This is a genomic window from Cryobacterium lactosi, from assembly GCF_004403945.1.
GTDB lineage: Bacteria > Actinomycetota > Actinomycetes > Actinomycetales > Microbacteriaceae > Cryobacterium > Cryobacterium lactosi.
This window is the reverse complement of record NZ_SOHM01000008.1, coordinates 24,513-37,421: the sequence shown is the minus strand read 5'-3', so window position 1 is coordinate 37,421 and position 12,909 is coordinate 24,513. Positions and strand designations below refer to the sequence as shown.

Here is a 12,909-nt window from a genome sequence, read left to right as displayed (position 1 = left end):
CGGGGCGGGGCATCATCGTCCCAGTCGAGTCAACGCTGGGCGCGCCGAGATATTCCATGCATTCACATATTTGAAACGGGGGTGCTGCTCAGGCGGCCGCTTCGAGGTTGTCGCGCACCTTGCGGCGCAGCACCTTGCCGATCAACGAGCGGGGCAGGTCGTCGACCTCGACGATGCGGCGGGGCACCTTGTACGCGGAGATGCGAGTGCGGCAGTACTCCCGCAGTCCGGCCACGTCCAGGGTGGCGCCGGCTGTGAGCACCACAGCGGCCACGACATCCTCGCCGCCGTGCTCGCTCTTGAGGCCCACGACGGCGGCATCGGCGACGTCGGGGTGCGACAGCAGGGCCGCCTCAACCTCCGACGGTGACACGTTGAACCCGCCGGTGATGATCAGTTCCTTGATGCGGTCCACGATGGTGACGAAGCCGTCCGGCGATACCTTGACGATGTCTCCGGTGCGCAGCCAGCCATCCGGCAGCAGCGTCTGAGCGGTCTCGGTGGGGCGATCCCAGTAGCCGGAGAAGACCTGCGGTCCGCGGATGAGCAGTTCGCCCTCCTCGTCGAAGCCTCGGTCCACCGACGGGTCGGCCGGGTCGACGACCCGGATCTCGGTGCTGGGGAAAGGCACCCCCACGGTGCCGGGGCGCCGGCTCGGGCCCATCGGGTTGCCCACCGCGATGGGGGAGCATTCGGTCATGCCGTATCCCTCGACGAGCAGGCCGCCGGTGGCGGTCTCCCACAGTTCCACGGTGGCCAAGGGCAGGCTCATCGCCCCGGAGATGGCGTACTTGGTGCCGCGCAGGCTGATGTTCGCCTTGGCGGCGGCGGTGACGAGCCTGTCGTAGATCGGCGGGACCGCGGGCAGGAAGGTGGGTGGGGTGCGCTTGACGGCGTTGAGCACGAGGCCCTCGTCGAACTTGGGGAACAGCACCAGGCGGGCGCCGATCGACATCGCCACGGTGAGGCAGAGGGTGAGGCCGTAGGCGTGGAACATCGGCAGGACGCCGTAGAACACCTCGTTGCCGCGCTCGAGGCCGGGCACCCAGGCCTCGCTCTGCTGCGCGTTGGCCTGCAGGTTGAAGTGGGTGAGGATGGCTCCCTTGGGCGAGCCCGTGGTGCCGCTGGTGTACTGCAGCACGGCGGTGTCGCCGAGCAGCGGGCGCGGATGCGCGGTGCGCAGCCGGCGGGAGCCCACCAGGGCGCTCCACTCGATGGCATCCTTGAGCGGCTGGGCCACGGTGAGGGCGGCCCGGGCGGTGCGGGACTTGGGTATCGGCAGCCGCAGCGCCAACCGGGTGGCCAACGGCATCGACCGGGTGACGTCGACGGCCACGACAGTGTGCAGGCCCATGTCGCGGGGGAAACCACGCACCATGGAGTAGACCTTGTCCCAGACGATGGCGACGCTCGCGCCGTGGTCTTCGAACTGGTGGCGGAGTTCCCGCTCGGTGTACAGCGGGTTGTGCTCCACGACGATCGCGCCGAGGCGCAGTACCGCGTAGAACGCGACGATGTGCTGCGGGCAGTTCGGCAGCACGAGGGCGACCCGGTCGCCGGGCTTGACGCCCAGTCGGCGCAGACCGTTGGCCACCCGGGAGATCTCCTCGCCCAGCTGGCCGTAGGTCATGGTGCCGCCGAAGAAGTCCAACGCCACCTTGTCGGCGAACCGCCGGGTGGAGCCCTCGATCATGTCCACGAGGGTTTCGGTCGGGTCCGCGATGGTGTTGGGCACGCCCGCGGCGTAAGAGCTCAACCAGGGCTTGGTCGTGAAGACGTTCATGCGCTGATCAGTTCCTTCTTCAGGGCGGCGACGAAGTCGTCGACGTCGTCGGTGGTCGTGTCGAAGCCGCACATCCAGCGCACCTCGCCGGTGGCCGGGTTCCAGTCGTAGAACCTGTAGAACTCGCGCACCTTGTCGGCGACGCCGGCGGGCAGCACGGCGAAGATCGCGTTGGCCTGGGTGGGCTGGCTGAAGGAGAGTCCGGTCACCGAACCATCCGCCAAGCCCTGTTCGAGTGCGCCGCGCAGGCGTGCGGCCATGGCGTTGGCGTGGTCGGCGTTGCGCAGCCACAGGTCGCCGTCGAGCAGGGCGATCAGCTGAGCCGAGATGAACCGCATCTTCGACGAGAGTTGCATGTTGATCTTGCGCAGGTACTTCAGGCCGGTGGATGCGTCGGGGTTCAGCACCACGATGCACTCACCCAGCATCATGCCGTTCTTGGTGCCGCCGAAGCTGAGCATGTCGACGCCGGCGTCGCTGGTGAACTCGCGGAACGGTACTCCGAGGGCGGCCGCGGCGTTGGAGATGCGGGCGCCGTCCATGTGCAGCAGCATGCCCTTGGCGTGCGCGTGGTCGGCGATGGCGCGCACCTCGGCCGGGGTGTACAGCGTGCCCAGCTCGGTCGTCTGGGTGATCGACACGACCAGTGGCTGGGCGCGGTGCTCGTCGCCCCACCCCCAAGCCTCCTGGTCGATCAGTGCCGGGGTGAGCTTGCCGTCGGGGGTCTCGACCGGCAGCAGCTTGAGCCCGCCGACCCGCTCTGGAGCGCCGCCCTCATCGGTGTTGATGTGCGCGGTGCTCGCGCAGACGACCGCTCCCCAGCGCGGCAGCATCGACTGCAGGCCGGTGACGTTGGCGCCGGTGCCGTTGAACACCGGGTATGCCTCCACTCCCTCGCCGAAGTGCCGCGCGAAGACCCGCTGGAGTTCCGCGGTGTAGACGTCGTCGCCGTAGGCGATCTGGTGGGCGCCGTTGGCCCGCACGATCGCGTCGAGGATCTCCGGGTGAATGCCGGAGTAGTTGTCGGATGCGAAGCCGCGGGAGAGTAGGTCATGGAGGGAGGTCACCCCTCCATCTTGGCGTAAACCGCTGTAGCGAATCTGTGCGTCTGCCCCGGGGTGCCGCACGGATAGTGTGTGTGCACCCCGGGTCAGGCCCGGATTCGCTTGCGCGGGTCGATCAGCCGCGCAGGGCCTGCTTGATGGTGACGCGGCCGCCCATTCGCAGCAGGGAGTTGCGGTAGATGCGCGAGCCGACGACGATCACCTCGGCCGTGGTCACCGCGAGGATTCCCAGCGCCAGCACCGGCTCCCACCACTCGGCCGAGCCCAGGAAGATGCGCACCGGCATGCCCACGGGAGCCGAGAACGGCACGTAGGACATGATGGCCATCACGACCGGGTTGTCGTTGAAGAAGATCACCAGGAAATAGGGGATCATCACCAGGTACGTCACGGGTGCGGTGGTGGAGCCGACGTCTTCCTGACGGGACACCATCGACGCCGTCGCGGCGAACAGGGCCGCGATCATCACGAAGCCGAAGGCGAAGAACACCGCGAACCAGCCAATCGCCGGCCCAAGGTCGGCCAGCAGCACCCGTTGACCGGTGACGGCCATGCCGATGCCCACCAGGAGCGTGATAGCCACGATCTGGCCCAGCGCCATGATGGAGTTGCCCACCACCTTGCCTGCCAGGAGGGCGCGCACCGGGATGGCGGACATCAGGATCTCGACCACCCGGGTCTGCTTCTCTTCGACGACGCTCTGCGCGATGGTGGAACCGAAGGTGAGTGCCGACATGAAGAACACCAGGCCGAATCCGAGCGCCACGATGTAGACGAGGAATCCGCCCTGTTCGGCCGGCTCGAGCAGCTCGACGGTGGGGGCGACGCTGAGCGCGTTCATGACCGAGCTCGGCGGTGAGTCCAGCGCGATCACACTGACGCCGAGGAGCGAGTCGCTGGGAATCACGGCGGCTTCGACCGTGCCGTCGCGCACGAGCTCTTCGGCGGCCGCCACGTTGTCGGCGGAGACCATGGTGAGGCCGGGGGACTCGCCGACGACGGCGCCGGCCGAGCCGACCACGGCCACCTGGGTGGTGGACGGGTTGGCGCTCATCAGGCCGCCGGCGACGACGGAGCCGACCGCGATCAGTAGCAGGATGCCGGTGGAGATGAGGAACGCCTTGCTGCGCAGGCGCGAGACGATCTCCCGGGTGGCGACCAGCCAGACGCTGGCCCAGAAGTTGGGCGCGGTGTGGGTGGCCATGGCCGAGTCGGGCTGGGACCCGGTCTGGGTGCCCGGCGTTGTTTCGGTGCTCACTGCACGACCTCCTTGAAGATGGTGGAGAGGGACGGCCTGAGGTGGCCGAAGGAGTGCACGGCGCCGCGAGTGAGGGCCTCGCGGAGAACCTGCTGGCTGGCGGCGTCGGAGTCGGCTTCGAAGACGGCCTCGCCGCCGTCGAAGTCGATCACGGTGATGCCGGTCACGCCGCGGATCCAGCCGGCGTCGGCATCCGTGTGGATCTCGAACCTGGGGGTGCTGAACTGGTCGCGCAGGCGTTCGCGGGACCCGTTGGCGCGGATTTCGCCGGCGGCGATGATCACGAGGTCGTCGCAGAGCCGTTCGACCAGGTCGAGCTGGTGCGAGGAGAACAGCACGGGGGCGCCGGCGGCGGCGCGCTCCTTGAGGACCGTGAGCACGACCTCGACGGCGATGGGGTCAAGGCCGGAGAACGGTTCGTCGAGCACCAGGAATTCGGGGTCGTGCACGAGCGCAGCCGCGATCTGAGCGCGCTGCTGATTGCCCAGCGACAGCGCCTCGACGAGGTCGTTGGCGCGCTCGCCCAGGCCGAGGCGCTCGAGTAGCTCGCTCGCGTTGCGCTTGGCGGCGCTGGTGGTGAGGCCGTGCAGGCGGGCCAGGTAGACCAGCTGTTCGGCGACCTTCATCTTGGGGTAGAGGCCGCGTTCCTCCGGCATGTAGCCGAACCGGCGGCGGTCGCCGTCGCTGAGCGGCCGGCCGTGGAGGAGCACGCTGCCGGAGTCGGGCGAGAGCACGCCCAGGATGATCCGCATCGACGTGGTCTTGCCGGCGCCGTTGGCCCCGACGAAACCGGTCATGCGGCCGGCACCCACGGTGAAGCTCACATCGGTGAGCACTTGATGGGTGCCGTAGTGCTTGTTGATGTCCCTGATCTCGAGCATGTCTGCCCCTTCTGTGCGTATGTCCACGCTAGGCATGCGGCGCCGGTGCCGCATCCGTCTGCGGGGTGAGCGGATGCCTCCGCCCACAGGGTGAGACTGCCACTGGGTGAGGCAGCCGCCGGGTTACCCAGTCGCCGGTCTACTCCTCGTTCCAGGGTAATTCGGTGCCGAACGGCACCGGGTTGAGCGGGATGATGACCACCGGTCGTTGCTGTCCGTGGGCCAGGCGCACGGCCACCGACCCGATGAAGAATGTGCGCAGGGTGTGCCGCATGGACGGTTCGCGGGATCCGACGATGATCATGACGGCGCGCACCGTGCCGGCGAGGTGACCGAGTGCCTTGGCGGGCTCGCCCGCGAGGGCTCTGGTGGACCAGACCACGGGCCTGCCGTGCAGGACCCGTTCGATTTGCGCCCGCAGGCCGGGATCGAACTCGGCCACGGCCGTTTCGAGGGCGTCCGGGTCGAACGATGCGCTGGTCATGCTGCCGTCGGGCCGTTCTTCGAGCATGTAACGGCTCGGGTCCACCGATGCGCAGATGAGCTCGGCGTCGAATTGGGCGGCGAATTCCGATGCGGCCAGGACCACGGCATCAGGCTGACCTGGCGTGACACCGACGACGACGGGCGGGGGTGTGCGCACCATGGCTGCTCCTTTGCGACGAAGGGCTCCGGCGCCGTTCCCCAGGTGCCGGGCTCTTCCTCCGACCCTAGCCGGGATGCCCCCGTGGAACGGCGACGAATCGTCGACAGGACCGGTCAGAACGGGGGAGGGGCGTCGGAGCTGCTTCGCTGTGGTGGGGAGGGTGCCGGGTTGATCGGGGTGGGCGGCGGGCTGTCGTAGGTGGTGGGGGTGTTGGTCGCCGGGTCGTTGGTGGCGGTGCCGAGGGTGGCTGGGTCGTAGGTGGTGGGGTCGGTGTTGGCGGGGGCGGAGGTGTATTTTCTGCCGCTGGGGGTGGTCCAGGTGAGGGTGCCGCCGGGGCCTTGGTTGGTGCTGAAGCTGGATTGGTGTTTGAGGCGGTGGCAGGGTGTGCAGAGGTGGACGAGGTTGTCCACGTCGGTGGGTCCGCCGGTGTTCCAGGGCCTGGTGTGGTCGATTTCGCTGAGGGTGGCGCGGCGGGTGCAGCCGATGCCTTGGCAGGTTTGGTCGCGGGCGTCGAGGTAGCGGCGCATGTCCGCCGGTGGGGTGTATTGGTCGCGGCCCATGCTGAGTCGGCAGCCGGTCTCGGGGTGGGTGAGGATACGACTCCAGCTGGTCGCGGTGCCGGCGATGCGGCGGGCGGTCTCGGGGTCGATCGGGCCGTAGCCTTCGAGGATGGCGGGTTCGTCGCTGCGACCCAGCAGCGTCAGTGCGGGGACGGTGAGGTGCACGGTGCCGCGGATGCCGTGGCCGAGCCCGGCCGGTCCGACGCCGTCTAGGAGCAGGTCGCGGTAGGCGTCCGCGCGGCGCTGGTCCTTGGTGCGCGGCTCGCCGGTGCCGGTCGGGCCGGTGCCGGTCGGGTCAGTGCTGGCTGGGTCTGCGCTGGCTGGGTCAGCGCCCGGTGCTGGGGTGCTGTCGGTGTCGAGGGTGGCGGCGATGCGGCTGAGCCTGTCGTAGATCGCCTGGGCGTCCTCGGCTTTCAGGTAGGCGTTCAGCCACGCCATGCCGTCGGCGTCGGGCCGCAGTAGCAGCCTTCGTGTGACGAAGCCGGCGTCGGCGCGGGTTTGCAAGGGCACCGGGTGCATCCGCTCCAAGATCCGGCCGGCGACCCGGACGAACTGGGTGGAGGTGAGTTTCTCCGCTGCGGGCAGCACCTTCGTTTCGAACGCGGGCAGGATCTCCTCGGGCACCCCGTCGGTGAGATCGAGCATCTTCAGTGCGTGACCCCAGGTGATGCTGCCGCGAGCCAACGCGGCGTGGAACTGGGGTAGTTGGTCGGTGAGGCGGACGGCGTTGAACACCAGGATCCCCGCGGTGCTCGCTTTCACCCGCAACGCCCCGGCGGCTTCGGCGGCCATGCATCGGCGGGCCAGTTCTTCGTCGTCCCAGGCGGGGCCGTGCGCGCCGGTGTCGGGGTCGTTCCGGCCGGACTCGACCGGGTCACCGCACAGGCCCGCGATGATCCGCGGCTCGTGGCCGAGCCGGTCCAGCTCGGCCAGCAGCCGGGTGCGCTCCGCATAACCGGCGGCGATCACTTTCTCGTTCTCGATCAGCGGGTCGATCACCGCACTGATCGCCGCCGCTATCGGGTCTACTCCGGGTGTGGCATCTGAGGTGGCCATAGGGACAGTGAATCACCCGCCACCGGCAGTCCTAGGCCCGAGAAGATACCTGTGGGAAAGTACTTGAATACTCGCCTGTGGAGGAGGGGTGCGCCCCGAGAGCCGTGCGCCGAGCGCCGGCACAACCGTGGTCAGCGCTGGTGCGACGCCCCCGGCACAACGATGCCGTGTTCGTAGGCGTACACAACGGCCTGGATCCGGTCCCGCAGTTCGAGTTTCTGCAAAACCTTCGACACGTGCGTCTTCACCGTGGCTTCACCGAGGTACAGCCGCGCGGCGATCTCGGCGTTGGCGAGGCCCAGGGCGATCAGCTCGAAGACTTCCCGTTCCCGGTCGGTGAGTTCGCCCACCTCGGCGGGTTCCGGTAGGAGCGCCCGCGCGGACGGCAGCGCGCCGCGGGCGAACCGTTCGATCACCCGCCGGGTGATCTCGGGCGAGAGCAACGCATCACCGCGGGCGAGCACCTGCACGGCCTCCACGAGGGCCTCGGGGGTGGCGTTCTTGAGGAGGAATCCGCTGGCCCCGTGCTGCAGGGCGGAGAACAGGTAGTCCTCCCGGTCGAAGGTGGTGAGCACCAGCACCGCAGCGCGGCTGGCCGGGTCCGCGACGATCGCGCAGGTGGCGCTGAGCCCGTCCATACCCGGCATCTGCACATCCATGCAGATCACGTCGGGTTGCAGGGCGGCCGCCAGACGGATCGCGGCGGCCCCGTCCGCGGCCTCGCCCACGACCAGGATGCCCGGCTCGGACTCCAGGATGATGCGGAACCCGGCGCGCACGAGAGCCTGATCGTCGACGAGGAGCACCCGGATCGGCGCGCTCATTCGGCGGCCCGCTCGGACGTCGACAGAAGCTCGTCGGCGGTGCTCGGTGCGGAAGCGCCCGCGAGCGGCACCCGGGCACGCACCAGGTATCCGCCGCGCGGGCGGTTGGCCAGCTCGAGGGTGCCGCCGACCGCGGCGACGCGCTCGCGCATGCCCTGGTGGCCGAGCCCTCCGGCCGCTGCCCCGGCCTGCACGGATCCCCGTCCCGTGTCGGTGATTTCCACTTCCACGGCATCCGGTTCGTACCGCAGCCGCAGGTCGGCTGTCGCGCCGGCGCCGGCGTGCTTGCGGGTGTTCGTGAGGGCCTCCTGCGCGATGCGGTACAGGCTGAGGCCTATGGTGCCGGGCACCTGGCGTGGGTCGCCGATCACCTGATGCCGCACCTTCAGACCGGCGTCAGTGTTCTCCTGGGCGAGCTCAGCCAGCTGGTCGACCCCGCGGGTGCTGGTGCTTTGATGGGCGGGCTGGGCGGCGTCGCAGTCGGTGTCGTCGGCGCGGAGGGCGCCGAGCATCGTGCGCAGCTCGTCCACAGCGGTGCGGGCACTCTCTTCGATCACCGCGATCGCTCGGCCGGCGCCGTCCGGGTCGCGGTCCAGGATGCGTCGTGCCGCGCCGGCTTGCACGCCCATCACCGATACGTGGTGGGCGACCACATCGTGCAGTTCCCTGGCGATGCGCAACCGCTCCAGGGTCACGGCCTGCGCGGCGGTGCGTTCGCGTTCCTCGGCGAGTTCTTGGGTGCGTGCCTCGAGCGCCGCGGAGCGCCGGGCGGCATGCCATGCGGCGTCACCGAAGTAATACGCGGCCCAGAAGTAGACCAGGTTGATCAGCACCTGGAGCAGACCGTAGGCAGCGTAGGGCGAGAAGAAGCCCTCCCTGGACAACTCGGGAATGGTGGTGGCCTGGTTGGCCTGTTCGATCAAGGTCCAGAACAGCCAGATGAACATGCCCGTGATGATGCCCAACCGGGACCACCTGGCCACCGTTCGGTGGTGGCTCCACGCTCCCACCGAGTAGATGGCCACGTAGAGGCAGATGCTCGAGAAGAGGGCATCCGTGAGGCCGATCGACCCGAAGACGCCGAAAACGACCGCTACCGTCAGCGCCACGATTTCGGGGAAACGCCGCCTAGCCGCCAGCGGCAGGGCGATCAGAGCCACCCACGAAACAGCGAGCCACACGGGCGAGTCGTCCATGATGCCGGCACTGCGGGTGAGGGTGAGGCTCAGCGCGGTCCCGCCGGCCAGCGCCAGCGCCACCCAGGCATCCACCCGGTAGCCGGAGCGGGGACCGCGCGGCCGGAGCCATCCGTCGGCCAGCGGGTCGGCGGACCTGAAGGTGTGGACGTCGGTACTCATGTCACCACGCTAGCGCCGCCCGCGAGTGGGTGCCTCAGCTCCGCGCTGGAGCGGGGGCGAAGGCCCGCACGAACTCCGGACAAATTTGGCTTGCACTTCGTGCGTCGTTGCACTTAGTGTAATGACGTGATATCCGTGAACCTTGCCCCCGATCGCCGCGCCGAACTCAAGGCGCGTCACCGCGAGGCGATCCTGGATGCCGCCGACTCGCTCATTCGCGAGCGCGGCAGGCCGCAATTCAGCGTCGACGAGCTCGCCGAGCGTGCGGATGTCTCCAGGCGCACCGTGTTCAACCACTTCGGCTCGCTGGACGACGTGATCATGACAACCTGCACACGGTTGCTCAGTTCCGTCGTCGACGAATTCCGGGCGGCGACGCAGGCGACTCCCTCGGGAGACGGAAGCCTCGTCGCACTCTTCAACAAGATCACCTCCGCCGTGCGAGCCATGGACCTGCCCACCGTGGTCGCCTACCTCTGGGGGGTGCTCGACGCCGATTGCGAAACCGGACGCTCGCCGCACGCCCTCGGCGATGTCTTCACGCGGGCAACCGAGCAGCTGTCCATCGAAATTGCCGCCGGCAACCCCGCGATCGACGAGTTCGAGGTGGCGGTCCTGGTCAGCTCGTTGATGAACGGCGTCGCCGTGGTCTCCGGCCACTGGATCACCCGCACGCAGGGCGCGCTCGATGAGCGCTCCCGGGCCGTGTGGGACGACCTGCTCGACCGCCTCATCACCTCGGTTCGCGCCGGCTACACCGCGGCCTGACCTCGTCCTTTCCCTGCCCCACCACCAACTCTCTTCCCGATGACGTGATGCGAGACACCATCAGTAACCCGACATCAAGAAAGAACCTCTAGGACTATGGCATCCCTCCTTTACCGACTCGGCCGGTTCTCCGCCCGCCGAGCCTGGCTGATCATCGTGGCCTGGGTGGTCATTCTCGGCCTCGCCGGCGGTGCGTTCGCGCTGTTCGGCGGCACGCTCACCTCCGCCGTGAGTATCCCCGGTACTGCCACTCAGGCCGTCAGCGACGAGCTCGCCGAGAAGTTCCCGGCTGCCAGCGGCGGTCGGGGGACCGTCGTTTTCACCACCACCGACGACTCGGCGTTCACGGCCGAGCAGAAGACCGCGATCGGCGACCTGCTCACCGACACCGTCGGGCTCGACAACGTGAAGTCGAGCACGAACCCCTTCGACACCCAGGCTCAGATCGACGACCAGGCCCAGAAGATCGTGGACGGCCGCGCACAGATCACCGACGGCACCGCCCAGATCGACGCCGGTCAGGCTCAGATCGATGCGGCCACGGCACAGCTCACGGCCGGTCAGGCGCAGCTCGACGCCGCCCGCGGCCAGGCCGAGGCCGCCGGGCAGCTTGAAGCCGCCCAGCCGACCCTCGACGCGCAGCAAGCCCAGATCGACGCGGGCGCCGCGGCGATCGCCGCGCAGCAGGCCACCCTGGATGCGAGTCGCACCGAACTCGAGGCCCAGAGCGTCACGCTCGAGCAGGGCTCCGACCTGCTCGACCTGGCAGCGGGCATCCGCCAGGTCTCGGTTGACGAGACGACCGCCGTCGCGAGCCTGCAGTTCGACACCTCGCTCAACCAGGTGCCCGCCGAGTCGAAGGAGGCGATCGTCGGGGAGATGGACAACGCCGGCATCGACGGCGTCACGGCCGAGGTCTCCAACGACATCGCCGCGAGCATTCCCGAGATCCTCGGCCCGGGCGAGATCGGCGGCGTGATCATCGCGGCCGTCGTGCTGTTCGTCATGCTCGGCACCTTGATCGGTGCAGGACTCCCCCTGATCAACGCGCTCGTCGGCGTGGGCGTCGGCGTGCTCGCATCGCTCGCCCTGTCCGGCTCCGTCGAGATGCTCTCCGTCACCCCGGTCCTGGGTGTGATGCTGGGCCTCGCGGTCGGCATCGACTACTCACTGTTCATCCTCAACCGACACCGCACCCAGCTGCGGAACGGCGTGCCGATGCAGGAGTCGATCGGGTTGGCCAACGGCACCTCGGGTAACGCCGTCGTGTTCGCCGGCGCCACGGTGCTCATCGCGCTGCTCGCCCTCAACCTCACCGGCATCCCGTTCCTCGGGCTGATGGGTACCGTCGGCGCCGTCTGCGTCTTCGTCGCGATCCTCATCGCGATCACCCTGACACCGGCTCTGCTGGGCCTGGTCGGCACCAAGATCCTCACCAAGAAGGCCCGCGCGCACATCGGCACCCCGCACGCGAAGGTCGTGGCGCCCGACAAGCCGATGAACACGGTGCGCGCCGTCGTCACCGTGATCGCGGGCATCGTCGTGCTGCTGATCGTGGCGATCCCGGCGCTGTCGATGCGGCTGGGCCTGCCCGCCGGCTCGTCCGAGCCGCTCGACTCGAGCGCGTACCGGGCCTACAAGCTCGTCGACGACAAGTTCGGCGCCGGCATCAACGGCCCGCTACTCGTGGTCGCCGACCTCGACACCGCCATAACCGACGACGACCTCATCGCCGAACAGGTACGCATCGGAACCGCGCTCAAGGCGGAGAACGACGTCGTCGCGGTCGCGCCGATCGGAGCGTCCGACGACGACTTGCTGCTGGCCTTCCAGGTCATCCCCGCGGAGGGGCCGACCAGCGAGTCGACCGAACAACTCGTGCGCGACCTGCGGGGCCTCGACATCGACGGCGTCAGCTCCCTCGGCGTCGCGGGCAACGCATCCGGCAACATCGATGTGAGCGAAAAGCTCGCCGACGCCTTGCCGCTGTACCTGCTCGTGGTCGTGGGACTCTCGTTGATCATCCTGATCTTCGTGTTCCGCTCGATCCTGGTGCCGGTCACCGCCACGCTGGGCTTCGTGCTGTCGCTGTTCGCCTCCTTCGGCGCCATCACGGCGGTCTTCCAGTGGGGCTGGCTCGGCTTCCTGTTCGGCATCCACGATCCGGGGCCCATCCTGAGCTTCCTGCCGATCCTGGTGGTCGGTGTGCTGTTCGGGCTGGCCATGGACTACCAGCTGTTCCTGGTCAGCGGGATGCGTGAAGCGTACGCGCACGGCGCACCGGCGCGGCTGGCTGTGCAGCGTGGTTTCCACGCCGGACGCACCGTCGTCATCGCTGCCGCGCTGATCATGGCTTCGGTGTTCTCCGGCTTCGTGTTCTCGAACTCGGTGATGATCCAGTCGATCGGCTTCGGCCTGGCAATCGGCGTGCTGCTGGATGCGTTCGTCGTTCGGTTGCTCATCATCCCCGCCGTGATGCACCTTCTCGGTGACGCGGCGTGGTGGCTGCCGAAGTGGCTGGACCGCATTCTGCCCAACGTGGACGTGGAGGGGGCGTCCCTCGAGCGCACCCACCCGGTGCACCCGGTGGACGAGCCCGAGCAGGAGACCGTGGCGGCGCCGCGGAGCTAGCCGGCGAGACCGCAGCCCACGCTGACCCTACGCGGCCCAGTCCTCTCCAGGACTGGGCCGCGTCGTCGTTGTGCGGGTCA

Annotated in this window: 10 protein-coding genes; 2 read left to right on the top strand and 8 right to left on the bottom strand. The window is 68.7% G+C overall.

The window, feature by feature from the left end; all coding sequences use genetic code 11:
- Window positions 1-88: 88 nt before the first annotated feature.
- The 8 genes from E3T61_RS04090 to E3T61_RS04055 form a co-directional block, all read right to left on the bottom strand.
- A complete protein-coding gene (locus E3T61_RS04090) occupies window positions 89-1,783 on the bottom strand; it encodes a long-chain-fatty-acid--CoA ligase (RefSeq protein WP_134639628.1) in 1,695 nt (564 codons plus the stop codon).
- The gene (locus E3T61_RS04085) at window positions 1,780-2,850 is read right to left on the bottom strand and encodes a threonine aldolase family protein (RefSeq protein WP_134639627.1); all 1,071 of its coding nucleotides are present in this window, start codon (window positions 2,848-2,850) and stop codon (window positions 1,780-1,782) included. Before E3T61_RS04085 ends, E3T61_RS04090 begins: the two co-directional genes overlap by 4 nt.
- A gap of 112 nt (window positions 2,851-2,962) precedes the next feature.
- Window positions 2,963-4,051 carry an ABC transporter permease gene (locus E3T61_RS04080; protein WP_134639867.1) on the bottom strand — a complete coding sequence of 363 codons (1,089 nt, stop codon included), beginning with the start codon at window positions 4,049-4,051 and terminating at the stop codon, window positions 2,963-2,965.
- A 50-nt stretch (window positions 4,052-4,101) separates the two neighbouring features.
- The gene (locus E3T61_RS04075; protein WP_134639626.1) at window positions 4,102-4,986 is read right to left on the bottom strand and encodes an ABC transporter ATP-binding protein; all 885 of its coding nucleotides are present in this window, start codon (window positions 4,984-4,986) and stop codon (window positions 4,102-4,104) included.
- A gap of 139 nt (window positions 4,987-5,125) precedes the next feature.
- Window positions 5,126-5,632: a universal stress protein gene (locus E3T61_RS04070; RefSeq protein ID WP_134639625.1), complete on the bottom strand. Its 507-nt coding sequence runs from the start codon at window positions 5,630-5,632 to the stop codon at window positions 5,126-5,128.
- Between the two features lie 113 nt (window positions 5,633-5,745).
- Window positions 5,746-7,248: an HNH endonuclease signature motif containing protein gene (locus E3T61_RS22235; RefSeq protein ID WP_134639624.1), complete on the bottom strand. Its 1,503-nt coding sequence runs from the start codon at window positions 7,246-7,248 to the stop codon at window positions 5,746-5,748.
- 131 nt (window positions 7,249-7,379) lie between these two features.
- The gene (locus E3T61_RS04060; RefSeq protein WP_134639623.1) at window positions 7,380-8,072 is read right to left on the bottom strand and encodes a response regulator; all 693 of its coding nucleotides are present in this window, start codon (window positions 8,070-8,072) and stop codon (window positions 7,380-7,382) included.
- Window positions 8,069-9,430 (bottom strand): sensor histidine kinase, encoded by a 1,362-nt coding sequence (locus tag E3T61_RS04055; RefSeq protein WP_134639622.1) that lies wholly within the window; start codon window positions 9,428-9,430, stop codon window positions 8,069-8,071. The genes E3T61_RS04060 and E3T61_RS04055 overlap by 4 nt, the downstream gene beginning before the upstream one ends.
- Window positions 9,431-9,556: 126 nt before the next feature.
- Here E3T61_RS04055 and E3T61_RS04050 point away from each other — a divergent pair, with 126 nt between their 5' ends.
- Window positions 9,557-10,198, top strand: coding sequence for a TetR/AcrR family transcriptional regulator (locus tag E3T61_RS04050; RefSeq protein ID WP_134639621.1), 642 nt, complete (start codon window positions 9,557-9,559; stop codon window positions 10,196-10,198).
- Between the two features lie 96 nt (window positions 10,199-10,294).
- Complete coding sequence (locus E3T61_RS04045) at window positions 10,295-12,829, top strand: MMPL family transporter (protein ID WP_134639620.1); 2,535 nt, start codon at window positions 10,295-10,297, stop codon at window positions 12,827-12,829.
- Window positions 12,830-12,909 lie beyond the last annotated feature (80 nt).

Excerpts from the sequence above, each read along its gene's own strand:
- E3T61_RS04080 (WP_134639867.1), bottom strand. The coding sequence starts at position 4,051 with ATGGCCACCCACACCGCGCCCAACTTCTGGGCCAGCGTCTGGCTGGTC.
- E3T61_RS04045 (WP_134639620.1), top strand. The coding sequence starts at position 10,295 with ATGGCATCCCTCCTTTACCGACTCGGCCGGTTCTCCGCCCGCCGAGCC.
- E3T61_RS22235 (WP_134639624.1), bottom strand. The coding sequence starts at position 7,248 with ATGGCCACCTCAGATGCCACACCCGGAGTAGACCCGATAGCGGCGGCG.
- E3T61_RS04060 (WP_134639623.1), bottom strand. The coding sequence starts at position 8,072 with ATGAGCGCGCCGATCCGGGTGCTCCTCGTCGACGATCAGGCTCTCGTG.
- E3T61_RS04075 (WP_134639626.1), bottom strand. The coding sequence starts at position 4,986 with ATGCTCGAGATCAGGGACATCAACAAGCACTACGGCACCCATCAAGTG.
- E3T61_RS04055 (WP_134639622.1), bottom strand. The coding sequence starts at position 9,430 with ATGAGTACCGACGTCCACACCTTCAGGTCCGCCGACCCGCTGGCCGAC.
- E3T61_RS04090 (WP_134639628.1), bottom strand. The coding sequence starts at position 1,783 with ATGAACGTCTTCACGACCAAGCCCTGGTTGAGCTCTTACGCCGCGGGC.
- E3T61_RS04070 (WP_134639625.1), bottom strand. The coding sequence starts at position 5,632 with ATGGTGCGCACACCCCCGCCCGTCGTCGTCGGTGTCACGCCAGGTCAG.